Origin of the sequence: Pelagibacterium montanilacus (assembly GCF_003992665.1) — a bacterium.
GTDB lineage: Bacteria > Pseudomonadota > Alphaproteobacteria > Rhizobiales > Devosiaceae > Pelagibacterium > Pelagibacterium montanilacus.
In genome coordinates, this window is record NZ_RZMX01000018.1 from 45,897 (window position 1) to 70,676 (window position 24,780).

Below are 24,780 nucleotides of genomic sequence, written 5' to 3' on the forward strand. Positions count from 1 at the left end.
GAGGCAACATGAAGATCGTTGACGATACCGCGCTGCGCGAAATCCTCGCCGGCCTTCCCGATGGTGCGACCGTGGCCGTCTCTGGGGCCGGTGGTGGCCTGCTCGAGCCCGACGTGGCGTTCCGGAGTTTCGAGGCCTCGTTCAAGGCGACGGGCCATCCCAAGAGCCTGACGCTCGTCCATGCGCTGGGCATGGGGGACCGCAAGGAGAAGGGCATCAACCGCTTTGCCCATCCGGGCATGGTCAAGCGGGTGATCGGGGGGCATTGGGTTTGGTCGCCGCGGATGCTGGCGATGGCCCAGCGCAACGAGATCGAGGCCTATTGCCTGCCCTCGGGCGTGCTCACGCAACTTTTCCGCGAGATCGGGGCGAAGCGGCCGGGCCTTTTCACCCATGTGGGGCTGGGCACCTTCTGCGACCCGCGCCTGCAGGGCGGACGGTGCAATGAGGCGGCGACGGAACCGGTGGTCGAGCTGATCGAAATCGATGGCAAGGATGTCCTGCGCTACCTGCCGTTCAAGGTCGATGTGGCGGTGGTTCGCGGCACGGCAATCGACGCGCAGGGCAATATCACGGCCCGCGAGGAACCCGCCGATCTCGACAGCTATGACATCGCGCTGGCCGCCAAGGCGAGCGGCGGCATCGTCATCGCCCAGGTGCGAGAAGAGGTGGAGGCCGGGGCTATCCGTCCCCGCGAAGTGTCCATACCGGGCAATCTGGTCGACTTCGCGCTCATCGCGCCCAGCCAGACCCAGACCTACCATGGCCCCTATAGCGCGGCGCTGGCCGGGCTGTCGCGGGATGGAGAGCGGTTCGACACCATGCCCGAGAACCATCTCGTTCGCCGGATCGTGGCCGAGCGGGCCTATCGGGAGCTCGAGAAGGGCGCAACCATCAATTTCGGGTTCGGCATGTCCGCCGGCGTCGCCGAGATCGTGGCGCGCAAGGGGGAACGCAAGGACTACTGGTTCACGATCGAGCAGGGCATCCATGGCGGGCAATTGCTCACCGGGGACCTCTTCGGTATTGCCGCCCACGCCGGGGCGATCATGTCCTCGGCCCAGCAATTTGACCTCTATTCAGGCGGACTTCTGGACCAGACCTATCTCGGGCTGGCGGAGATGGATGGTGAGGGCTCGGTGAACGTCTCGCATTTCGGCGGGCAGGTGAGCGGCCCGGGCGGGTTCATCGACATCAGCCAGGGCGCGCGGCGCGTGGTTTTCTGCGGTTCGTTCGACGCCAAGGGCGCGCGGCTCTCGGTCAGCGGCGGCAAGCTCAACATCGACCGGCACGGCGATGTCCGGAAACTGGTGCCGCGGGTGGAAGGCATTACCTTCAGCGGTCCCGAGGCGGTGCGGCGCGGCCAGCGGGTGACCTATGTCACCGAGCGCGCCGTATTCGAGCTGGGCAGCGAGGGGGTTGAACTGACCGAAATCGCGCCGGGCATCGACCTCGAGGCCGATATCCTCGCCAGGATAGGGTTCAGACCGATCATCAGGGAGCCGCGCACCATGGCGCCAGAGCTGTTTCGCGATATCGTGGAGAAAGTGGCATGACCGGCTCCAAGGTCTATGACTACGTGATCGCAGGCGGCGGTTCGGCGGGCTGCGTGCTCGCTGCGCGGCTTTCTGAAACCGGCGCCGAGGTGCTGCTGCTCGAGGCGGGGTATGGCGACAGCCACCCGTTGATCCACGTGCCGGCCGGGTTCACCAAGCTCTCGGGCCCACGGGTCAACTGGGGCTATCGGACGGTGCCGCAAAAGCACCTGAACAACCGCGAGATGTGGTACCCGCAGGGCAAGACGCTGGGTGGCGGGTCTTCGATCAACGCCATGATCTACACCCGCGGCCATCGCGCGGACTATGACGAGTGGTCGGGCCTCGGTGCCGAGGGCTGGTCCTACGCGGACGTGCTGCCCTATTTCCGCAAGGCCGAGGACAACGTCCGGCTGGTCGATGCCTATCATGGGGTTGGTGGCCCGTTGCGCGTGTCCGATCCGATCAGTCCGGCGCCGATCACTGCGCGCTTCGTGCGGGCGGCCCAGCAGGCGGGCCTGCCCTTCAGTCATGATTTCAACGGCGCCGAGCAACTCGGGGTGGGCTATCACCAGACCACGACGCGCAATGGCCGACGGGGCAGCGCGGCCGTCTCCTATCTGCGGCCCGCGCGCGATCGATCGAACCTCACGATTATCACGCGCGCCCAGGTGCACCGCATCGTGATCGAGAACGAACGCGCGACCGCGGTGGAGTATGTGACCCAGGCAGGCGATTCCACCGTGGCCCGGGCGGACAAGGAGATCATCGTTACCGCCGGCGCCGTCGGTTCGCCCAAGCTGATGATGCTCTCGGGCATCGGCCCGGCGGCGCACCTCAGGGAGCATGGCATCAAGGTGGTGGCGGACCTGCCCGGGGTGGGGGAGAACCTGCAGGACCATCTGGATTGCTACACCGTTTACGACATGAACGGTCGGCATTCATACCACGGCACGGACCAGTATCTGCAGCAGGCCTGGTGGGCGCTCCAGTACATGCTGTTCAAGAACGGACCGGTCACCACCAATATCGTGGAGGCCGGCGCGTTTGCCCGGGTTGACCCCGAGGGCGACCGGCCCGACATCCAGCTTCACTTCCTGCCGGCCTATGTGGTCGACCATGGCATGATGCGGATCAAGGGGTATGGGGTGAGCCTTTACTCCAACCTGCTGCGCCCACGCTCGCGCGGCACGGTACGGCTGAGCGGGAGCAGGGTGGAAGATGTGCCCCTGATCGATCCCAATTATCTCGCCGATCCCTACGACCGGAAAATGGCCGTCGAAGGCCTCAAGCTGGCGCGCGACGTGATGAGCCAGTCCGAAATCTCGGGCCTCATCGCCCGTGAACGCATGCCCGGCAAGGCGTTGGTCAGCGACGAGGACCTCGCGGGATATGTTCGCGAATGGGCCAAGACCGACTACCACCCGGTCGGGACCTGCAAGATGGGCACCGACGAAATGGCGGTGGTCACGCCGGACCTCAAGGTCCGCGGTATCGACGGGCTGCGCGTCTGCGACAGCTCGGTGATGCCCACCGAGATCAGCGCCAACACCAATGCGCCGACCATAATGATCGCGGAAAAGGCCGCCGATCTGATCCTTGGTCGGCCGCTCGAACCCAAGGAGACGCGCCATGAACGCCCTTAATATCGATTTGCCCAAGCTCGAGGTGCGGCGCTACAGCCAACTGGTCGACGGCAAGTCCGGCGAGGCGATGTCAGGGGAGCGCTTCGAGCGCAGAAGCCCGGCCCATGGCGTGGTTGTTGGCAATTATCCCCTCGCCGATGTGGCTGACGCCCACGCTGCAGTCGCTGCAGCGCGTAATGCTTTCGACACGGGGCCCTGGCCGCGCATGTCAGCCAGGGAGCGGTCCGAAATCCTGCTTGTGATCTCCGAGCGCATTGCCGGGAATGCCGAAGAGCTGGCGATGATGGACGTGCTGGAAAGCGGCAAGCCCATTAGCCAGGCGCGCGGCGAGATGGCCGGGGCGGTCGATCTCTGGCGCTACGCCGCAGGCCAGGCCCGGTCCTTGCACGGCAGCGTTCCCGCGGGGCTGGGCCAGCATATGCTGGGGCTGATCGAGCGCGAGCCGGTGGGTGTCGTGGCGATGATCACCCCCTGGAATTTCCCCTTCGTGATCCTGAGCCAGAAGCTGCCCTTCGCGCTGGCGGCGGGGTGCACAGTTGCTCTCAAGCCCAGCGAGCTAACGCCGGGCTCGTCCCTGCGGCTGGGCGAGATGCTCAAGGATGCGGGCCTGCCCGATGGGGTCGTCAACATCGTGGTGGGCTATGGAAACACCGTGGGCCAGACCTTCGCCGAGCACGATGATGTCGACATGATCTCGTTCACCGGCTCGACCCAGGTGGGCAAGAGCGTGGTGCGCGCGGCAGCGGGCAATCTCAAGAAGGTGGCGCTGGAGCTGGGCGGCAAGAACCCCCAGATCGTCTGCGCCGACGCCGATCTCGACGCAGCAGCAGATGCCGCCGTTTTCGGCGTTTTCTTCAATGTCGGCCAGTGCTGCAATTCTTCGAGCCGGCTGATCGTCGAGCGCTCGGTGGCCAAGCGGTTCGAGGAAAAGCTCGCCGAACTGACCGCCCGGGTGCCGGTCGGCGACCCGCTTGACCCCGAGACCAGGGTCGGCGCGATCATCAACGACGCGCAGATGGAAAAGATCGAGGGCTATCTCAAGGGCGCGATCGAGGCGGGCGCGAACCCGCTGTGCGGAGCCGAGCGGATCAAAGCCAATGCGGGATTGTACTACGCGCCGACCCTGATGTCGGGCGTCACGCGCGACATGAAGATCGCGCGCGAAGAAGTATTCGGCCCGGTGCTCTCTATCCTGACCTTCGAGACGCTGGACGAAGCGATCGGGATTGCCAACGACACCCATTACGGGCTCTCCGCCGGCATCTGGACCTCCGATCATGATCGGGCTCTCATTGCGGCACGCGATTTGCGCGCAGGCACGGTGTGGGTCAACTGCTGGATGGACGGATTTTCCGAGATGCCGTTCGGCGGCGTTCGCCAGAGCGGGCTGGGCCGGGAGCAGGGCGCTCAGGCCATCGAGGAGTTCACCGAGCAGAAATCGGTGCTGTTCCACCGTGGGCCGCGCGCGGGGCGCTGGGTGCCCGGAGTCTAGGTTTTCAAAGGAGCCGGCCATGGTCCAGCGGATATTTGCGATCATTGGGTACCCGATCGGGCAGGTTCGGTCACCCGAGGTGTTCAACACCCGGCTCAAGGCGGCGGGTAGCAACAATCTGATGGTGCCGCTGGAGGTTGCGCCTGAGGATTTCGCATCGGCTGTGGCAGGTCTGCGCGTAATGGTGAATTTTGCCGGTCTGGTTGTGACCGTGCCGCACAAGATCCGGGCAGCGGAACTGGCGATCCGGTCGTCGGCGCGCGTGCGAGCGGCGGGCGCCGCCAACCTGCTGCGGCCCATCTCCGGGGGCTGGGAGGCCGAACTTACCGACGGGATTGGCTTCGTTGCTGGATTGCTGGCAGAAGGTCATGCGGTTGCGGGCCAAAGGGTCGCAATAGTCGGGGCGGGTGGCGCGGGACTGGCCATCGCCGAAGCGCTGCTTGCGGCAGGCGCTGAGGTTGCGATTACTGATGTCAACCCGGCGCGCTGCGAAGCCGCGGGCCAGCGCCTGTCCGGGCTGGGGCGGTTCCGGATTGCAGCCCCGTCTCGCAACGACGGGATCGTCGTCAACGCCACGCCGCTCGGCATGGCCGCTGGAGACCCGATCCCGGTCGATCTCGACGCAATTGGCCCCGAGGCGCTGGTTGCCGAGGCCATCATGAAGCCGGCAATGACGCCTCTGCTCGAACAGGCCGAGCGCCGCGGACATAGGACCCATGCAGGCCGTCACATGCTCGACGGCCAGGTGCCTGCGATCTGGGACTTTCTCGGAATGCCGGACGGCCGGGCGGGATAGGGGCCGAAGCAACGCGCTGGGTCAGGCACGCTTGAGCCGGGGAGGTTGTGAACTGACGTGTTCTTCCTCCACTGCCCGCCTCGCATGGGCGAGATGGGCCCGCATTTCCCGCTCGGCCTGGTCCGGATCACGCGCGCGCATGGCTGCGAGAATCTTTCTGTGCTCGTTGAGGGCTTCCTTGGCGCGACCCGCGCGCTCGCTGGAGCGATATCTGTAGACACGCAGCATGTGGTAGAGATCCTCGCTCAGCATCTCGATGAGACGGCGATTGCCACTGGCGAGAATGATGCGGAAATGGAAGTCGTAGTCTCCCGGCTTCTGGAAATAATGCGCACCAGCCTGCAGCCCGATGTCCTTTTCGTGCGTGGTCAGGAGCTTGTCCAATTCGTCCAGATCGGCTGCGGTGATCCGCTCGGTTGCAAGTCGACACGCCATGCCCTCGAGCGCTTCCCGGACAGTGAGAAGCTGGACGAGATCGTCATGAGATCTCTGGGCAACCCGTACCCCGCTTCGGGCAATTCGCTCCACCAGCCGCTTGCCCTCAAGGCGCAGTATGGCTTCGCGCACCGGCCCCCTGCTGATCCCGAACGCCTTGGACAGGGCAAGTTCATCGAGTCGCGCGCCGGGCGGATAGTCACCCTTGATGATCGCTTCCTCCAGCCACTCAAAGGCCTGGTCGGCCAAGGTCGGGCCCAATTGGGGAGGAGGCATGTCTGCGAATCCTTTCAACTTTCAACGGCCTGAATTTACAACGTTGTGGGTCTTGTGTCGACAATTGGCGTGCCAACTGCTGTTCGTAGCTGGGCTCCAAGCGCGCCTGTGATCGGTGTTGTCGACCTGTTAGGCAGTTTTGTGTTGACACAAATAGGGCATCTGAGTCATCAGGGGCAAGAAAGGGAGGCGTGATGCAGGACAGGCTCAAATGCACGATCATGCGCGGTGGCACGAGCCGCGGCGTTTTTCTTGATGGCGCGGCGCTGCCGCAGGACATCAAGGCGCGGGAAAGTGTGATCCTGCGCGTATTCGGCTCCCCCGACCGGCGCCAGATCGACGGGCTTGGAGGCGCGGATCCCCTGACGAGCAAGCTGGCGATCATCGATCGTCCGGACGAAGAGCTCCGGGAGACAAGCGATCTCGTCTACACCTTCGGTCAAGTCGGCATCGCGCATGCGGAGGTCGATTGGCACAGCCTGTGCGGCAACATCACAGCGGCGGTCGGTGTCTATGCGATCCAGGAGGGGTTCGTTGAGCCGCGCGCGCCGGTGACGACGGTTCGGGTCTACAACACCAATCTGCATCGCCACCTTCTGGTGGATGTCCCGGTTTCCGGTGGCGCAGTGGTTTCCCAAGGCGATTACGCGGTGCCCGGTGTGCCGGGTACCGGCGCACGGATCGATATCGATTTCTCCCAAACGGCCGGCGCTGCCGTCGGCGACCTGCTTCCGACGGGCAATCGCGTGGATGTGCTCGATATCGAGGGGCTGGGGGCGGTTGAGGTCTCTCTTCTCGATATCGGCAATGCCCATGTGTTCGTGCGGGCCGCCGATGTCGGCATGAAAGGCACCGAAAGTGCCGCGGAGATCGACCGCGATCCCGAGCTTCTGGCCAGGCTTGAACTGATCAGGGGCGCTGCAGCCGTGCGTCTGGGCATGACCACTGGCACGCCGGTCGAGGCCCGTGACCAGAGCCCGGCCGTCCCGATCCTTGGCGTCATCTCCAGCCCTGCGGACTATATCAGCGCTCTCGACGGCAAGGCGGTAAGCGCGGCGGATGTCGACGTCGTCTCTCGCCTGCAGTTCATGCAGCAGACCCACAAGACATATGCCGGGACCAGCACCGCCTGCACCGGCGTTGCTGCCCGCGTTTCCGGGACGATCGTGCATCAGATGGCGCGTCCGACCAACGGGCGGATTTTCCGGATCGGCCATCCGGCCGGCGTCATAGAAACCCAGGCCGAGGTTGAGGAGAGCGGCGGCGAGCTGATCGTGCGCCGGGCGACCCTGGGGCGGACGGCACGGCGGATCTTGGACGGAACGGTTTATCTCTGAACTACCGGCCTTGTCACAGGCGGTGCCGTTTTGGTCACCGCGTCGGGTCAGGCTCCACACGAATAAAGCATCAAATATCAAGCCATGAGGACCTCAATGACCCAGACGCGTGCCGAAACTCTTGCCGCACATTTCGTTTCAATGCGCAGCAGGGATTTGCCAGAGACCCGGATCGAGCGCGCCAAGGTTCTGCTGCTCGACTATCTGGGTGTGGCGCTCGGTGGCAGCGGAACCGCGAGCGGCAAGGTCGCTGCGGAGTTCTCGGCCCGCCAGGGCGGCAGGCAAGGCGCAACCATCATCGGTGACGGGCGCCGCGTTCCCCCGATGCAGGCGGCGTTCTCCAATGCCATCGCCTCGCACAGCATCGAACTCGACGATGTCGACATTCTGGCGCTGTTCCACTTCAGCCCGCCCGTCGTCTCGGCCGCTTTGGCGGTCGCCGAGGAAACCGGAGCATCGGGCGCCGACTTGCTCAAGGCCATTGCGTTGGGCTGCGAGATGATGTCGAGGGCAAGCCACGCGGCGAACTTTTCGCTGCGCGATCGCGGGTTCCACACGACCCCAACCTGCGGGGTCTTCGGCGCCACCGTCGCTGCAGCCACGCTGATGGACCTCGACGTCGACCAGATGGTTTCGGCTCTGGGGCTGGCCGGGGCACAGGCCTCGGGTCTGATGGAAATGTACGGCCCGTCCATGCAGAAGCGGTTCAACCCCGGTCCAGCGGCACGCAACGGCGTGACGGCAGCGGAGATGGCCAAGCTGGGCTTCACCGGCGCTGCAACGATATTCGAGGGCGAGCGAGGGTTTCTCGCGGCCTTCACCGATGAGAGCGATGCAGAAGCATTGACGCGCAATCTCGGCACCGATTTCCCCGATGAGTTCGAGTACAAGGCCTATTCCTGCGCGCGGCCCATTCACAACGCCATCGACTGCGCGCTCGACGTGCGGTCGCATCTGGACGAGCCGCTGTCCAACATCACGCACATCACCATGCGCCGGCATTCCAAGTGGGCGCGCTATCATGACAACAAGCGGCCCCAGACCTACCACGAGGCCCAGGTCAGCCTGCCGTACTCGGTGGCCGTGGCGCTCATCGAAGGCGCGGCGCTCTTTCCCCAGTACAGCAACGACAAGCTCTCGGACCCGGAAATCCAGCGACTCTCCGATCTGGTCGAGATCGTCGTCGATGATTCCCTGCCGCGCGGGGTGTCCTGCCTGATGGAAGTGACGACGTCCGCGGGGGGGAGCGAGCTTTCCTCGCAGATCGATCATCCAAAGGGCTCGATCGAGAACCCGATGAACCGTGACGAGCACCGCGCCAAGGTCCGGCTTCTGGCCGAGCCGGTGGTCGGCGCCGGGGGGGTCCAGCAGCTTTTCGACGCGGTCGACGCGCTCGAGAGTGCGGGCTCGGTGAGCGCACTGGTGAGCGCCGTGGTTCCCGGAACGCAGGCATGAGCAGTGCGACAGAGACAGGATCGGCAAGCCCGACCCGGGACATTGCAGCGTTCGTGGCCGAGCTTGTGCCCGACGACGTTCCGGGGTCTCTCGAGGCTATCCTGACGTCGGCGGTGATCGATTCCATTGGCTGTGCGGTCTACGGCTCGACCACCGAGGCGTGTCGCGTCGTGAACCAGTATGCTGTCGAACAGGCCGGTCCTGCACAAGCTTCCATCTGGAGTTCGGGCGGAGCGGCGAAAGTGTCGATGATCAATGCCGCACTGAGCAATGGCGTGGCCATTCACGGCTTCGACTTCGACGACCACAGCCGCGCCAAGATCCACCCCGGTGCCGTGGTGATCGCCGCTGCCTTTGCAGCTGGCGAGCACACCGGCTGCAGCGGCAGAACCCTGCTTGCAGCGATCGCCGCCGGCTACGAAGTCATGAACAGGGCCAGCCTTGCAGCGGGCCCGAACCAGGCGCGCACCAAGGGCTGGCACCTGACCGGCACCACGGGAACATTTGCTGCAGCCGCGGCAACGAGCGTGATCTTCGGGCTGGACGCGGAGCAGACGGCAAGCGCGCTGGGCATAGCGGGCAGCCATTCTTCGGGAACCTGGGCCTTCAATGCCGAGGGCGCGATGACAAAGCGCCTGCATGCGGGCCTCGCCGCCCAGAGCGGCATCCGGTCTGCCGATCTGGCGCGCCGCGGCTTTTATGGCGGGGCCAGCATTTTCGAGACCACCGATGGCGGATTTCTCAAGATGGCTTCGGATGATCCAAGGCCGTCAGAGCTGACCCGGGATCTGGGCCGTACGTGGCGCGCCAAGGGCGCGTGCCTCAAGCCCTACGCGTGCTGCGGCAGCAACCATGCCGCTGTCGATGCGGTTCTGGACCTGTGCGAAAGCAATGGCCTGGGCGCCGACGACATCGAGCGGGTGACCGTGGGCGTGAGCCGTGTGGTCGAGCTTCAGACCGGCTTTCCCTATCGCAGGTCGAGCGTCCTCAACGCCCAGATGAGCATTCGCTACAACCTGGCCATTGCCATCCTCGACGGAGCAGCGCTGGTTCCGCAGTTCTCGCCCGAGCGTATTGCGGATCCTGCGATCGATGCACTGATCGAGCGGATCGACGTGCGCGTCGACCCGGACATGGACGCTGTCTATCCCGATCTCTACGCCGGGATCGTCACGCTGACCCTGCGGGATGGGCGCGAGCTGACCCGCCGTGTCGACCACTCGAGGGGCATGCCCGAGAACCCTATGACTGCCGAGGAACGCGATGCCAAGTTCCGGTCGCTGACCAGCCATGCAGGCAGTGCCGGGTCGGAGGCATTGCTCGCTGAGCTTCGCACCATTTTCGAAACGCCCGATATCCGGGGCATATGCGAGACCCTGAGAGCTCTATCGAGCCCCCATGGGGCAAGCTGAGTGCCAAGTTGCCGAGACCACTCATCCAATAATAATCAAGTGGAATACAAATGACCCAGACCGCCAAACTTAAAGAGTTGATCGCCCAACGCAAAGCGGTCCTCGCACCTGGTGCAGCCAATGCGTTGTTTGCGCGCGTCATCGAGGAAGTCGGGTTCGACGTCGTCTATGTCACCGGCGCCGGGATCGCGAACATGCACCTGGGCAAGCCTGACATCGGCCTGACCTCGCTTGCCGATATAGCTTACACCGTTTCCGCCATCGCGGACTCGGTCGAGCTGCCGCTCGTTGTTGATGCCGATACAGGCTTCGGCAATGCGCTCAACATGCGTCACACGGTCCGGGTGCTCGAGCGGGCGGGTGCCTGCGGCCTCCAGATCGAGGACCAGATCTTCCCAAAGAGGTGCGGACACTTCGCCGGCAAGTCGGTGATTTCGACCGGTGAGATGGTGGACAAGATCAAATCGGCCGCCGACGCGCGGCGCGACCAGGACTTGCAGATCATCGCCCGGACCGATGCACGCGCCATAGAGGGCCTCGATGCAGCGATCGACCGCGCACAGGCCTATGCCGAAGCGGGCGCAGACCTGACCTTCGTGGAAGCCCCGCTCGACGAAGCCGAACTGGCGCGGATCGGCACGGAAATCCCGGTGCCACAGGTTGCCAATATCGTCTTCGGGGGGCGGACGCCCGATCCCGGGCAGCAGGCCTTGTCCGATATGGGCTTCTCGCTCGTGCTTTACGCCAATGCGTCGCTGCAGGCCGCTCTCAAGGCCAGCTATGACGTGCTGGGCGGGCTACGCCGGGATGGATCGCTCGCCGGGGTCTCCGAACTCCTGGCGTCGTTCGAGGAACGCCAGAGAACTGTCCAGAAGCCCATGTGGGATGCTCTGGAACAGCGCTTTGAAAGCAACGATCGCAATAACTTCAAGGAGGAGAGCAATGCGAAACTTTAATTCACCAATGGGTGCACTGGCCGGGGCGGCGATGGTCATAGCCGGCTTGTCTGTGGCAGCTCCTGTCCATGCCCAGGACGCTCCATATTACGAGGGCAAGACGCTCAACCTTCTGGTGCCTTTCGGCCCCGGTGGCGGCACGGACGTCTGGGCACGGTATCTGGCAGAGTATCTGCCCGAAGCCATCGAAGGCTCACCCACCGTTCTGGTCGAGAACCGGCCAGGCGGCGGCAGCATTACCGGCGTCAACCATTTCGCCATGCAGGTGGAGCCGGATGGCGAAACGGTGCTGATCACCAGCGGATCGAGCATCCAGCCCTATCTGCTCGAAGATCCGGCCGTGCGCTATGATCTGGCCGACTGGCGCCCGGTCGCTGCCAATCCCGTGGGGGCGATCTTCTACGTGCATCCCTCCACCGGCATCGAAAGCGCAGACGATCTGGGCTCGGCATCCGAGGAACTGTATTATGGTGGGATCAGCGCGACTGGCAACGATCTTGTCATGCTCCTGATCTTCGACCTGCTGGACATGAACGTTCAATCCATCATGGGCTATGACGGAAAGGGGCCGATCCGCGTTGCCTATGAACGTGGCGAGGTCAACACCGACTACCAGGTGACCCCGGCCTACACGACGAGCGTCGAGCCGCTCGTCGCGGCAGACCAGGCTGTGCCGATCTTTACCTTCGGCATTATCGACGCCAACGGTGACGTCGTGGCCGATGAGGCCTTCCCCGATCTGCCCACGGTCAAGGATGTCTACATCTCGATCCATGGCGAAGAGCCGTCCGGGCAGGCATGGGAAGCCTACAAGACCTTCCTGGCGGCCGGGTTCGGCGTCCAGAAGATCATGTGGGTCAAGAACGATACCCCCGAGCAGGCCGTCGCCGCCCTGGAAGAAGCGATCCGGCAGATCGCGGAAGATCCCGAAGCCATCGAACGCGGGGTCGAGGTGCTGGGTGGATATCCGCTGCTCTACGGTGAGGACGCTGCGGCTGCTGCGCGCTCGATTGTCAACGCCGACCCCGAGGCGGCTGCCTACGCCATGTCGTTCCTCGAAGAACTGGGGCTTCGCTAGACAATGATCGGGGTGTGCTGCTGGTCGGTGCACCCCGATCCTGCCACGAGATATCGCTCCAACCGTACGGATCCTGTGCCATGCTCGATGCTCTGATGCAGGCCTTTGCCGGCATTCTAACATTCGGAACCTTGCTTCCGCTGCTTCTGGGCGTTGTGGTGGGCATCGTTATCGGCGTTCTGCCGGGGCTCGGAGGCGTGGTCGGCTTTTCGCTGCTGCTGCCGTTCGTTTTCAATCTCGAGCCCTCCGCCGCGATTGCAATGCTGATCGGGCTGGCAGCCGTGGTCCCGACCTCCGACACGTTTCCGTCCGTCCTCATGGGCATCCCCGGGTCGTCGGGCTCCCAGGCCACGATCATGGACGGCTATCCGCTGGCGCGGAAAGGTCAGGGCGCGAGAGCGCTGGGGGCGGCCTTCACCGCATCGCTGATGGGCGGGCTGATTGGTGCGCTGGTTCTGACGGCCGCCATTCCGATTGCCCGTCCACTGATCCTGATGTTCGGCTCGCCGGAACTCCTGATGCTGGCGATCCTGGGGCTGACGATGGTCGGCATCCTCAGCGCAGGCAATGCCTTGCGCGGCGTGCTGGCCGGCATTGTGGGGCTGATGATCGGCACCATCGGTGCTGCTCCATCCGATCCCGAATACAGATTTACCTTCGATATTCTCTATCTCTATGATGGCGTGCCGCTTATCGTCGTGGCGCTTGGGCTTTTTGCGATCCCCGAAATTGTCGACCTGCTGGCCAGCGGCCGCGCGATCGCTCCCGAAAAGGGCGGCGCCAACATGGGTCAGCTTATGAGAGGCATCCGCGAGGGCTTCGCACACTGGCGGCTGGTGCTGCGCTGCTCGGGTATCGGGGTCATCATCGGCGCCATTCCCGGCCTCGGCGGCAGCGTGGTTGACTGGATCAGCTACAGCCAGGCCAAGGCGACCATCCCGAACAACCATTTCGGAGAGGGCGATATCCGAGGGGTCATCGCCCCGGAATCCTCCAACAACGCCAAGGAGGGCGGGGCGCTGCTGCCGACGCTGTTGTTCGGCATTCCGGGCAGCGGGTCCATGGCGGTCCTGCTCGGTGGGATGACACTGCTCGGCATTCAGCCCGGACCCAGCATGGTCACGACCGATCTTCCCATTACCCTTACCGCCATCTGGAGCCTGGCTATTGCCAATATTCTCGGTGTGGTCATATGCATCGCGCTGGCCGGCGTTATTGCCCGGTTATGCTTCGTGCCGTTCCCAATGCTTGCACCGGCTATCCTGCTGGTGGTGGTCTTCGGCGCCTACCAGGCGACCCGATCCTGGGGTGACTGGGTGGCCCTCGTCCTTCTGGGTATCCTGGGCTGGCTGATGAAGCGATATGGCTGGTCACGTCCGGCAATTCTCGTGGGCTTCGTACTGGCGCCGATCACCGAGCAGTACTTCTTCATCTCGATGTCGCGCTACGGCCTCGAGTGGATGTTGCGCCCCGGGGTCGTGATCGTGGGCGTTCTGATCCTGGCACTGCTCGTCTCGGGGTTCCTGCTGAGCAGAAAAGAAAAGAAGGGCGTCGCATAATGTTCTCAGAGCGCGCTGTCTCCATCGCCCTAACCGCTGTCGTGGGTATCGTTTTACTTGCCATGGCCTGGGGGGCGCAGGATTTCCTGCGCTACTCCCGGCACTTTCCCTTCACCTTCGGTTTGATCGGCGCGGTGCTGGCGGCCGTGATCATCTTCCGTGACCTTGTAGTGGCCAGACCCCCGGTGCCCGACGAGCCCGTCGGTGACGCCGCGTCCGAGGGCGGGCATTCACCACTGCAGGTATTTGCCTGGTTCGCGCTCTATTTCGGCCTGGTGCCCGTGCTGGGGTTCCCCCTGGCCACAGGGGTTTTCACGGTAGCCTTCCTGCGCGTGGTGGCAGGAGCAGGATGGATCCTGGCGATCGTCTATGCAGCGGCGGCCATGGGCTTCATCTTCTTCATGGGTTCGATGCTCAACATGGAATGGCCGACCGGCTTTGTCTCCCGCGCGATCATGTCCCGAATGGGGTAGCCGGGCCAGGTCGGACCAAATGCGGGTTTGCGGACCAATGGTATCGCCTCCCGGGGCTTGCGTATCGGGTGCGATCTCCGTAATTTCGAAAACAATTCGAAATCGGGACAACGCGCTTGGACGATCGGCATCAACAGATTCTGGCGCTCGCCCGATTGCAGGGCAGGGTGCAGGTCGAGGACCTCGCAGGCGAGTTCGGGGTCAGTGCGCAGACCATCCGCAAGGATCTCAACGATTTGTGCCACCGGGGGCAACTCGTCAGGGTCCATGGCGGTGCTGAATTTCCCTCCGGCATCGAGAATGTGGAATACGAGGCCCGGCGGCTGATCGCGTCGAGCGAGAAGGGGGCCATCGGACGCGCGGTGGCTAAACTCATTCCCGACAACGCCTCGCTGTTCATCAATATCGGCACGACGACCGAAGCCGTGGGCAACGCGCTGATCGGGCATGCGGGCTTGATGGTGATCACCAATAACATCAACGTCGCCAACACCTTGCGGGTGCACAGGGAGTGCGAGGTGGTGATTGCCGGCGGGGTCGTACGCGGTTCGGATGGCGGTATCGTCGGCGAGGCCGCCGTCGACTTTATCAAGCAGTTCAAGGTCGATTACGCCGTGATCGGTGCCTCCGCTATAGATGACGACGGGGCGCTGCTGGACTTCGACTTTCGTGAGGTGAAGGTGGCCCAGGCCATCATCGCCAACGCAAGGCACGTCATCTGCGCTGCCGATTCGACCAAGTTCGAACGGACCGCTCCGGTGCGCATCGCGCACATGCGGCAGATATCGACGTTTGTCACTGATCGCTGCACGTCCGGTTCAGTCCGCACCATCTGCGAGGACCATGACGTCGAGCTGATCGAAACCGCAGCCTGAGACTGAATTCCGCATTTCGGTTTGTCCGTAAGGCTGGCGCAGTTTGCGTTTCGCTGCCAGCTTGTGCTGGCCATCGAATGCGGCGGTACGAATTTCAACGGAAAATCAACAGGTTAATGGTTCGTGTCTGAAATATGACCGAATTCGGTTGACACGTTTATGATTTCGAATACCTTTCGTATAGCTTTCAAATGAAGAAGAGGCGAAAAGGCCTCTGAAAGCCGGGGAGGCGTTTCGTGAGCGACGCGAAGTTCGACATTCTTGTCGTTGGAGGCGGCATCAACGGGTGCGGTATCGCCCGTGACGCGGCCGGTCGCGGATTCTCCGTGTGCCTTCTCGAGATGAACGACCTGGCCTCGGGGACGTCTTCGGGCTCGACCAAGCTGATCCATGGCGGCCTGCGCTATCTCGAGCATTACGAGTTTCGTCTGGTACGCGAGGCGCTTCAGGAGCGCGAAGTGCTCTGGGCGATGGCCCCCCATGTGATCTGGCCGCTGCGGTTCGTCCTGCCTCATCATCGTGGCCTGCGCCCGGCCTGGCTGCTCAGACTCGGCCTGTTCCTCTACGACCATCTCGGCGGGCGTCGCCGGCTTCCCGCGACCAAGGTGCGCGACTTGCGCCACGACCCGATCGGGCGTGTGCTCAAGCCCGGCTTTGCCAAGGCCTTCGAATATTCCGATTGCTGGGTAGACGATGCGCGGCTCGTTACGCTCAATGCCCAGGACGCCTCGCGGCTCGGTGCGCGGATCCGCACCCGCACGCGGCTGGTGACGGCGCGGCGCGAGGGCGATCATTGGCAGGTGACGACCGAGAATTCCGAAGGTGAAGTCGCTTCGCTTTGCGCACGCATGGTGATCAACGCCTCGGGCCCCTGGGTATCGCGTGTGCTCACCGAGTCGATCGGGGCCAACGAGAACCACAAGGTGCGGTTGGTCAAGGGCAGCCACATCGTGGTGCGCAAGCTCTATGACGATCCGCGCTGCTTTTTCTTCCAGAACAGTGACGGCCGGATCTTCTTTGCCATTCCCTATGAGGACGAGTTCACGCTGATCGGGACCACCGACGAGGATTTCGATGGCGACCCCAAGGACGTCGTTATCGCCGAGAGCGAGATCGACTATCTGCTTGCCGCCGCGGGAGAGTATTTCTCCGCCCCGCTGGGCCGCAAGGATGTGGTTTGGACCTATTCGGGTGTTCGCCCGCTCTACGACGACGGGGCGTCCAAGGCCCAGGAGGCAACACGCGATTACGTCCTGAAGCGTTCTGGCGGGGCGGGGCAGCCGGCGCTGCTCAATGTGATCGGCGGCAAGATAACGACCTATAGGCGGCTCGCGGAATCCGCGCTCGAACACGTCGAGGAAATGCTGGGCGCCCGCAAGCGGAGCTGGACGGCGAACTCCCGGCTGCCGGGGGGCGAGTTCGCGGTCGATGCCTATGAAGGCCAGGTGGACTGGCTGATACGGGACTATCCTTTCCTCGGGTCGGTCCAGGCGCGGCGCCTCGTGCGCAGCTATGGCACGCTGGCGCGCACGATCCTGGGTTCGGCCCGGCAGGCGAGCGATCTGGGCCCGGCCTTCGGCGCAGGGCTCACGGGTGCGGAAGTCACCTATCTCATCGACAATGAATGGGCACGCACCAGCGAGGATATTCTGTGGCGGCGGACCAAGCTCGGGCTGCATGGCGAAGCCATCGATCTTGCCGCCCTGAAAGCATTCATAGCCGATAACGTCCGGCGGAACGACGCTGCGGTGCATGAGGAGGAGGTGCGGCATGCTCGAGCTTAGGAACGTGTCCAAGATCATGGGCAATGAGACCCACGTTTCCGACGTCACGCTGGCCCTGGAACACGGGAGCCTCAACGTGCTGCTGGGGCCGACACTGTCGGGCAAGACGACGCTCATGCGCATCATGGCCGGGCTTGAGCGCCCGACCCATGGCCAGGTCGTCTTCGATGGCAAGGACGTCACAGGCGTCTCGCCACAAAAGCGCAACGTGGCGATGGTGCACCAGCAGTTCATCAACTATCCCGCGATGAGCGTTTACGAGAACATTGCGTCTCCGCTTCGGCTGGCCCGGCTCGACAAGGCAACCATCGACACGAGGGTGCGCAAGGCCGCAGAACTGATGAAGCTTACCCCCATGCTGGACCGGTTGCCGCTCAACCTGTCGGGAGGACAGCAGCAGCGCACGGCGCTGGCGCGGGCCATCGTCAAGGACGCCGCGGTGGTCCTGCTCGACGAGCCGCTGGCCAATCTCGACTACAAGCTCCGTGAGGAGTTGCGCGCCGAGTTGCCGCGCATCTTTGCCGAGGCAGGCTCGATCTTCGTTTATGCGACCACCGAGCCTTCCGAGGCGCTGCTGCTCGGTGGCAATACCGTTGCGCTTTCGGAAGGGCGCATCACCCAGTTCGGGCGGACCATCGAGGTGTTCCGCAGACCTGATGACCTCAAGACCGCACAGACTTTCGCCGATCCTCCGCTCAATACGCTGGCGGTGGAAAAGCGCGACACGAGGTTCCTCCTGGATGGTGGGGTTGCGATCCCGGTTCCCGACGAGGCGCGCAGCGCACCGGACGGAACATATACGATCGGGTTCCAGCCCCACCATCTGTCCCTTTCTCCGGCCAATCCCGATGCCGTCGGTGTCGAGGCCAAGGTGACGATCACCGAGATCACCGGTTCGGAGAGCTTCGTGCACCTGGCCTATGGGGGCTTCCCGTGGGTCATGCTGGCCCACGGCATCCACCACTTCGACGTGGGCGCCACGATTACCGTCTTCATCGATCCGCGCCATCTGCTGGTCTTCGACAGCGATGGGCGAGCCGTGCGGCGAACGCCGCTCGCAGCCTAGAGCCGGAAAGGGAGGAGACCTTTAAATGGCAAAAATCGAACTCGAGCACATCAAGCACTCGTACCTGCCAAACCCGGTCAAGGACGCCGACTTGGCGCTCAAGGAAGTACATCACTCCTGGAGCGACGGGGGCGCTTATGCGCTGCTTGGACCTTCCGGGTGCGGCAAGACCACGCTGCTCAACATCATCTCGGGCCTGATCAGGCCCTCGCACGGGCGCATCGTCTTCGATGGCACCGACGTGACCGACCTTTCCACCCAGGAGCGCAACATCGCGCAGGTGTTCCAGTTCCCGGTCGTTTACGACACCATGACGGTCTACGACAATCTGGCCTTTCCGCTGCGGAACCGGGGCGTGCCGCAGGCAGAGGTCGATCGGGCCGTCAGGGACATCCTCGAGATGATCGATCTCGCGGACTGGTCCGGGCGCCGGGCGCGTGGCCTCACCGCAGACCAGAAGCAGAAGATTTCGCTCGGCCGGGGGCTCGTGCGCGCGGACGTCAACGCGATCCTTTTCGACGAACCGCTCACGGTCATCGACCCGCACATGAAGTGGGTGCTGCGCAGCCAGCTCAAGCAACTGCACCACAAGTTCGGGTTCACCATGGTCTATGTGACCCACGACCAGACCGAAGCGCTGACTTTCGCGGACAAGGTGGTGGTCATGTACGAGGGCGAGATCGTGCAGATCGGCACGCCCGAGGAGCTGTTCGAGCGCCCCAGCCATACCTTCGTGGGATATTTCATCGGCTCTCCGGGCATGAATGTCATGCCCGTGAAGGTCGAGGGCGCAAAGGCCCATCTCGGGTCCGCGGTTATCGATCTGCCAGGCGCCGCCGACACCAGCCGGTCAAGGCGGTTGGAACTGGGCGTGCGGCCCGAATATGTGCGGCTGGGACGCCAAGGGCATCCCGTTCATATCCGCAAGGTCGAGGATATCGGGCGCCACAAGATCGTGCGCGCCGATCTGGGGGGCATGGAGGTCGCGGCGATCCTCGGGGAACACGATGAGCTGCCGACCGATGCCCATGTGAGTTTCGATCCCGCCGGCATCAATCTCTATGCCGACAGCTGGCGCGTCGATCTGGGAGGGCAAAATGGATAAGACCTGGAACAACAAGGCATGGTTTCTCGTCCTGCCGGTTCTGCTGCTGGTCGGGTTCTCGGCGGTCATCCCGCTGATGACGGTGGTGAACTACTCGGTGCAGGATACCTTCGGGAACAACGTGTTCTTCTGGGCCGGCCTGAGCTGGTTCGAGCAGGTGCTCAATTCCAGCCGTTTCCATGATGCGCTGGTGCGCAACCTCGTGTTCTCTCTCACCATTCTGGCGATCGAAATCCCGCTGGGCATCTTCATCGCCCTCAACATGCCCCGCAAGGGGTGGGGCGTTCCGGTCTGTCTCGTTTTGATGGCGCTGCCGCTGCTGATCCCCTGGAACGTCGTGGGCACCATCTGGCAGGTGTTCGGCCGCGTCGATATCGGGCTTCTGGGCCGTACGCTCGCCGCCATGGGCATCGACTACAACTACGCCACAAATCCAGTGGCTGCCTGGGTCACCGTGGTGGTGATGGATGTCTGGCACTGGACATCGCTCGTAGTGCTGCTGTGCTATGCGGGTCTCGTGTCGATCCCGGACGCCTATTATCAGGCCGCCAAGATCGACGGAGCCTCGCGCTGGTCCGTCTTCCGCTACATCCAGCTCCCCAAGATGCACAGGGTGCTTCTGATCGCAGTACTGCTGCGGTTCATGGACAGCTTCATGATATACACGGAACCCTTCGTGGTGACCGGTGGCGGTCCTGGCTCGACCACGACGTTTCTCTCGATCGACCTGGTGAAAATGGCAATCGGTCAGTTCGACCTAGGTCCGGCTGCAGCGATGTCGATCATCTACTTCCTGATCATTTTGCTGCTGAGCTGGATCTTTTACACGGTGATGACGAACTACGATGCGAGGCGCTGAGATGAACAGTCAAACCAATCTCTCTGGCGCTCGTGTCGTCCATCGTTCCGTCTCCGCGTCGGCCAGAGCACCCTCGGCCCAGAACGATGCGCTGGCGCGCAAGATGCGCCGGCGCGGGCAGAAGGCGCGGTTTTCCTGGCTGGTGCCCACGCTTTACATCGTTTTCCTCCTGTTGCCGATCTACTGGCTCGTCAACATGAGCTTCAAGACCAATGCGGAGATCCTGGGGGGCTTTTCGCTGTTCCCGCAGAACCCGACGCTGCGCAACTACATGGTGATCTTCACCGACCCGAGCTGGTATTCGGGTTACATCAACTCGATCATCTATGTGGTGCTCAACACGACCATTTCGGTCGCCGTGGCGCTGCCCGCAGCCTATGCGTTTTCGCGCTACCGGTTCCTCGGCGACAAGCACCTGTTTTTCTGGCTGCTGACCAACCGGATGGCCCCGCCTGCCGTGTTCGCGCTGCCGTTCCTGCAGCTCTACTCATCTTTCGGGCTGATCGATACCCACATCGCCGTGGCGCTGGCGCACTGCCTGTTCAACGTGCCTCTGGCGGTCTGGATCCTCGAGGGCTTCATGTCGGGCGTGCCCAAGGAGATCGACGAGACCGCCTATGTGGACGGCTACTCGTTCCCGAGGTTCTTTATCAAGATATTCATCCCGCTCATTTCCTCGGGCATCGGCGTGGCAGCGTTCTTCTGCTTCATGTTCTCCTGGGTGGAGCTTCTTATTGCCCGGACGCTGACAACGACGGACGCCCGGCCCATCGCTTCGGTCATGACCCGAACGGTATCGGCCTCCGGGCTCGACTGGGGCGTGCTCGCCGCCGCAGGGGTGCTCACGATCATCCCGGGCGCATTGGTCATCTATTTCGTACGCAACTACATCGCCAAGGGCTTTGCCCTGGGCCGGGTATAGGGGAGCGGTGCCATGAATTTCTCGTGGATGGCATGGACGATGCCGACGGCAATATTCTTTGTTTCGATCTTTGCGCTGATCGCCGCGATGGGGGTGTGGGAGTACCTCCGTCCCGGCGGCGACCCGCGCATAGGCGTGCTGCGCTTCGAGACGACGCGGGGGGACAGGCTGTTCATCTCGCTCCTGGGAAGCGCCTTTATCAACCTCGCATGGCTGGGTCTCGTGGACGCCAACCTGTGGTGGTCGCTGGCTCTCAGTGGCGTCTACGCGGTGCTCGTGTTCCGCTACGTCTAGCCGGCCAGTCCATGGTGCGGGCGACCGCTGGATCGCCCGCACTTCATGCGCACCTGTGGGAGCATGTGCGTGAACTCCAGTTCGCAATCCAAGGGAGGATTTCATGCGAAGGATACTGATGTCATCAACGGCGGCGATTGTCTTTCTGGGACAATTGGCAGCCCCGGCCTGGGCCGACATGGAAGCGGCGCGCGCTTTCCTGGACGCCGAGATTGGTGAGCTCTCCTCGCTGACCAGGGAGGAGCAGGAAGAGGAGATGCAGTGGTTCATCGATGCGGCCCAGCCATTCGCAGGAATGGACATCCGCGTCGTGTCCGAAACCATCACAACCCATGAATACGAAAGCCAGGTTCTGGCCCCGGCATTCTCGGCAATCACCGGCATTCAGGTCAGCCATGACCTGATCGGCGAAGGCGACGTGGTGGAGCGTCTCCAGAGCCAGATGCAGACCGGCGAGAACCTCTACGACATGTACGTCAACGACTCCGACCTGATCGGCACGCACTGGCGCTACGATCAGGTGCGCAACCTCACCGACTTCATGGAAGGCGAGGGGGCCGACGTCACGAACCCCAACCTCGATATCGACGATTTCGTCGGCATCTCGTTCACCACGGCTCCGGACGGAAAGATCTACCAGCTTCCGATCCAGCAGTTCGCCAACCTCTACTGGTTCCGTTACGACTGGTTCACCGATCCCGAGATCATGGCCGATTTCGAAGCCGAATACGGCTATGAGCTGGGCGTGCCGGTGAACTGGTCGGCCTATGAGGACATCGCTGAGTTCTTCACCGGTCGAGAGATCGACGGAAACGCGGTCTATGGTCACATGGACTATGGCCGTAAGGATCCTTCGCTCGGATGGCGCTTCACCGACGCCTGGCTGTCGATGGCCGGCAATGGTGACGTGGGCCTGCCCAACGGTGTTCCCGTCGACGAATGGGGGATCCGCGTGAACGACGCCGGTCAGCCTGTCGGCTCGTGCGTTGCACGCGGCGGCGACACCAACGGCCCTGCATCAGTCTACGCCATTCAGAAGTATCTCGATTGGCTCTCGGCCTATGCACCTCCAGAGGCCCAGGGCATGAACTTCTCGGAGTCCGGTCCCGTGCCGGCTCAGGGTAACATCGCCCAGCAGATCTTCTGGTACACAACCTTCACCGCCGACATGGTCGGGGAGGGTGCACAGGCGGTCCTCAACGAGGACGGAACGCCAAAATGGCGGATGGCCCCTTCGCCCCATGGCGTCTACTGGGTCGATGGCATGAAGTTGGGTTATCAGGATGCGGGTTCGGTTACCCTTATGCAGTCCACGCCCGTCGACCGGGCTCAGGCGGCCTGGCTCTATGGGCAGTTCATCGCCTCCAAGACCGTGGACGTGAAAAAGAGCCATGTGGGCCTTACCTTCGTGCGTGAATCCACCATCCAGCACGAAAGCTTCACCGAACGGTCGCCCGAGCTGGGTGGGCTGGTCGAGTTCTACCGCTCGCCTGCTCGCGTCCAGTGGTCGCCGACCGGCACCAATGTTCCGGACTATCCGCGTCTGGCGCAGCTCTGGTGGCAGCATATCGGTGACGCGTCTTCGGGTGAAAGGACCGCCCAGGAAGCCATGGACGCGCTGTGTGCCGAGCAGGAGGCCGTCATGGCCCGCCTCGAGGCCGCTGGCGTGCAGGGTGAATACGGGCCGCTGCTCAACGAGGAACAGTCCTTCGAGTACTGGGTGGAGCAAGCCCAGGCCAATGGCACCATTGCGCCGCAGCCCGCCAAGGAAAACGAGGACGAGGAACCGCTCACCATCGGCTATGACGAGCTGATCCAGAGCTGGGCTGCCGAATAAGGCAGACCGCACCGTGCCGGGGCCTAGGGCCCCGGCACGTCTTTTCTCATCTCAAAGGACATTGCTGTGACCGGATATGTCTTGGCCATCGATCAGGGCACCACGTCCACGCGTGCCATCATCTTTGATGGGGCGATGAAGCCTGTCGCGAGTGCACAGAAGGAGTTCCGGCAGCACTTTCCTGCTCCCGGTTGGGTCGAGCATGACGCCGAAGACATATGGACCACCGTCGTGTGGTCGGTCAGGGCGGCGATAGACAAGGCGGGCATCGCGCCCTCGGCTATCGCGGGCATCGGCATCACCAACCAGCGCGAAACCACGATGCTGTGGGATCGGGAGACGGGCCGGCCGATCGCCAACGCCATTGTGTGGCAGGACCGTCGCACCAGCGCCAAATGCGATGCACTGCGCGAAAGCGGGCTCGAGCTGCTCGTGCGCGAACGCACCGGGCTTCTGCTCGATCCCTATTTCGCGGGGACCAAGATCTCCTGGCTGTTGGAGCATGTGGAGGGGGCAAGGCAAAAGGCGGACGCAGGCAGGCTGGCCTTCGGCACCATCGACAGCTTCCTTGTCTGGCGTCTGACCGGCGGCCGGGCGCACGTGACCGACGCGACCAATGCCAGCCGGACCCTGCTGTTCGACATCCACGAACAGAAATGGGACCCCGAACTCTGCGCAGCGCTCGACATCCCGGCATCGCTGCTTCCGGTTGTGGAAGATTGCGCGGCCGAGTTTGGCCAGTGCGACCCCGCGCTTTTCGGTGCGCCCATTCCCATCCGCGGCATCGCCGGGGATCAGCAGGCAGCGCTGATCGGTCAGGCCTGTTTTGCTCCGGGCATGGTGAAAGCCACGTTCGGCACGGGGTGCTTCGTGCTGCTCAACACGGGAGATCAGTGCGTGAATTCCGCCAACAGGCTGCTCTCGACCGTGGCCTGCCGCATCAACAATACCCCGACCTATGCGCTGGAAGGCTCCATCTTCATGGCCGGGGCGACCGTGAAGTGGCTACGCGACGAGCTCGGCATGATCGGGGCGTCCGAGGAGGTCGGACCGCTGGCCGCAACTTCAGATCCCGATCAGCCGATCTACCTTGTGCCGGCCTTCGTCGGGCTGGGTGCGCCTTGGTGGCAGGCCAATGCGAGGGCCGCAATCTTCGGGATGACGCGAAGCACGGGACGGGCGGAATTCGCGCGCGCAGCGCTCGAGGCGGTCTGCTACCAGACCCGCGATCTGCTCGACGCCATGCACCGGGACTGGCAGCCTGGTGGGCACCATACCGTCCTGAGGGCCGATGGCGGCATGGTGGCATCGGACTGGATGATGCAGCGGCTGGCCGACATCACCGACGCGCCGGTCGACCGGCCCGTATTTCTCGAAACCACGGCGCTGGGCGCGGCATGGCTGGCGGGGCACCAGGCCGGGATATGGCCCGACCAGGAGGGATTCGCGCGGATCTGGCAGGTCGATGAGCGGTTCGAGGCGCAATGGGATGAAGGGCTTCGTTCCGCGCGCATCGCTGGATGGCACGAGGCCCTGCGGTTGACGGTATCGGCCAAGTTCTAGTCGGCGCGAACCAATGCAGAGCAGC

Annotated in this window: 21 protein-coding genes; 20 read left to right on the plus strand and 1 reads right to left on the minus strand. The window is 63.4% G+C overall.

All coding sequences use genetic code 11. From position 1 onward, the window contains the following. The first annotated feature begins 8 nt into the window (after nt 1-8). The 4 genes from EO136_RS08290 to EO136_RS08305 are packed head-to-tail and all read left to right on the plus strand — an operon-like array spanning nt 9 to nt 5,469. Nucleotides 9-1,556: an acyl CoA:acetate/3-ketoacid CoA transferase gene (locus tag EO136_RS08290; protein WP_127143982.1), complete on the plus strand. Its 1,548-nt coding sequence runs from the start codon at nt 9-11 to the stop codon at nt 1,554-1,556. Continuing rightward, on the plus strand, nt 1,553-3,181 hold the full coding sequence (locus EO136_RS08295; protein ID WP_127143983.1) for a GMC family oxidoreductase: 1,629 nt from the start codon (nt 1,553-1,555) through the stop codon (nt 3,179-3,181). The genes EO136_RS08290 and EO136_RS08295 overlap by 4 nt, the downstream gene beginning before the upstream one ends. Continuing rightward, nucleotides 3,168-4,673 carry an aldehyde dehydrogenase family protein gene (locus tag EO136_RS08300; RefSeq protein WP_127143984.1) on the plus strand — a complete coding sequence of 502 codons (1,506 nt, stop codon included), beginning with the start codon at nt 3,168-3,170 and terminating at the stop codon, nt 4,671-4,673. The genes EO136_RS08295 and EO136_RS08300 overlap by 14 nt, the downstream gene beginning before the upstream one ends. A 19-nt stretch (nt 4,674-4,692) precedes the next feature. Then, on the plus strand, nt 4,693-5,469 hold the full coding sequence (locus tag EO136_RS08305) for a shikimate dehydrogenase family protein (RefSeq protein WP_127143985.1): 777 nt from the start codon (nt 4,693-4,695) through the stop codon (nt 5,467-5,469). Between the two features lie 21 nt (nt 5,470-5,490). Here EO136_RS08305 and EO136_RS08310 read toward each other — a convergent pair whose 3' ends face one another. Next, entirely contained in the window at nt 5,491-6,180 is a 690-nt protein-coding gene (locus tag EO136_RS08310) for a GntR family transcriptional regulator (protein ID WP_127143986.1), read from the minus strand. A 194-nt stretch (nt 6,181-6,374) separates the two neighbouring features. Between EO136_RS08310 and EO136_RS08315 the strand changes: the two genes are divergently transcribed. From EO136_RS08315 to glpK, 16 genes are all read left to right on the plus strand, one after another. Beyond that, on the plus strand, nt 6,375-7,517 hold the full coding sequence (locus EO136_RS08315; protein WP_127143987.1) for a 2-methylaconitate cis-trans isomerase PrpF family protein: 1,143 nt from the start codon (nt 6,375-6,377) through the stop codon (nt 7,515-7,517). 96 nt (nt 7,518-7,613) lie between these two features. Continuing rightward, nucleotides 7,614-8,972, plus strand: a complete 1,359-nt coding sequence (locus EO136_RS08320; protein ID WP_164730497.1) for an MmgE/PrpD family protein — start codon at nt 7,614-7,616, stop codon at nt 8,970-8,972. After that, complete coding sequence (locus tag EO136_RS08325) at nt 8,969-10,384, plus strand: MmgE/PrpD family protein (protein ID WP_127143989.1); 1,416 nt, start codon at nt 8,969-8,971, stop codon at nt 10,382-10,384. The genes EO136_RS08320 and EO136_RS08325 overlap by 4 nt, the downstream gene beginning before the upstream one ends. 50 nt (nt 10,385-10,434) lie before the next feature. After that, complete coding sequence (locus tag EO136_RS08330) at nt 10,435-11,340, plus strand: isocitrate lyase/PEP mutase family protein (protein ID WP_127143990.1); 906 nt, start codon at nt 10,435-10,437, stop codon at nt 11,338-11,340. After that, entirely contained in the window at nt 11,327-12,418 is a 1,092-nt protein-coding gene (locus tag EO136_RS08335; RefSeq protein WP_164730498.1) for a Bug family tripartite tricarboxylate transporter substrate binding protein, read from the plus strand. The genes EO136_RS08330 and EO136_RS08335 overlap by 14 nt, the downstream gene beginning before the upstream one ends. A gap of 80 nt (nt 12,419-12,498) precedes the next feature. Then, nucleotides 12,499-13,977, plus strand: a complete 1,479-nt coding sequence (locus EO136_RS08340; RefSeq protein ID WP_127143992.1) for a tripartite tricarboxylate transporter permease — start codon at nt 12,499-12,501, stop codon at nt 13,975-13,977. After that, on the plus strand, nt 13,977-14,450 hold the full coding sequence (locus tag EO136_RS08345) for a tripartite tricarboxylate transporter TctB family protein (RefSeq protein WP_127143993.1): 474 nt from the start codon (nt 13,977-13,979) through the stop codon (nt 14,448-14,450). The genes EO136_RS08340 and EO136_RS08345 overlap by 1 nt, the downstream gene beginning before the upstream one ends. Before the next feature lie 116 nt (nt 14,451-14,566). Continuing rightward, a complete protein-coding gene (locus EO136_RS08350) occupies nt 14,567-15,325 on the plus strand; it encodes a DeoR/GlpR family DNA-binding transcription regulator (protein ID WP_127143994.1) in 759 nt (252 codons plus the stop codon). A 236-nt stretch (nt 15,326-15,561) separates the two neighbouring features. Then, complete coding sequence (glpD, locus tag EO136_RS08355; protein WP_127143995.1) at nt 15,562-17,109, plus strand: glycerol-3-phosphate dehydrogenase; 1,548 nt, start codon at nt 15,562-15,564, stop codon at nt 17,107-17,109. Continuing rightward, nucleotides 17,096-18,175, plus strand: a complete 1,080-nt coding sequence (locus EO136_RS08360) for an ABC transporter ATP-binding protein (protein WP_127143996.1) — start codon at nt 17,096-17,098, stop codon at nt 18,173-18,175. Before glpD ends, EO136_RS08360 begins: the two co-directional genes overlap by 14 nt. Nucleotides 18,176-18,200: 25 nt before the next feature. Then, entirely contained in the window at nt 18,201-19,280 is a 1,080-nt protein-coding gene (locus tag EO136_RS08365; RefSeq protein WP_127143997.1) for an ABC transporter ATP-binding protein, read from the plus strand. Continuing rightward, nucleotides 19,273-20,139: a carbohydrate ABC transporter permease gene (locus EO136_RS08370; RefSeq protein ID WP_127143998.1), complete on the plus strand. Its 867-nt coding sequence runs from the start codon at nt 19,273-19,275 to the stop codon at nt 20,137-20,139. The genes EO136_RS08365 and EO136_RS08370 overlap by 8 nt, the downstream gene beginning before the upstream one ends. Before the next feature lie 103 nt (nt 20,140-20,242). Then, the gene (locus tag EO136_RS08375) at nt 20,243-21,061 is read left to right on the plus strand and encodes a carbohydrate ABC transporter permease (RefSeq protein ID WP_127144025.1); all 819 of its coding nucleotides are present in this window, start codon (nt 20,243-20,245) and stop codon (nt 21,059-21,061) included. A 12-nt stretch (nt 21,062-21,073) separates the two neighbouring features. Then, nucleotides 21,074-21,355 (plus strand): DUF2160 domain-containing protein, encoded by a 282-nt coding sequence (locus EO136_RS08380; protein ID WP_127143999.1) that lies wholly within the window; start codon nt 21,074-21,076, stop codon nt 21,353-21,355. A 103-nt stretch (nt 21,356-21,458) separates the two neighbouring features. Continuing rightward, nucleotides 21,459-23,192, plus strand: a complete 1,734-nt coding sequence (locus EO136_RS08385) for an ABC transporter substrate-binding protein (protein ID WP_127144000.1) — start codon at nt 21,459-21,461, stop codon at nt 23,190-23,192. Between the two features lie 66 nt (nt 23,193-23,258). Further along, nucleotides 23,259-24,755, plus strand: a complete 1,497-nt coding sequence (gene glpK / locus EO136_RS08390; protein WP_127144001.1) for a glycerol kinase GlpK — start codon at nt 23,259-23,261, stop codon at nt 24,753-24,755. Nucleotides 24,756-24,780 lie beyond the last annotated feature (25 nt).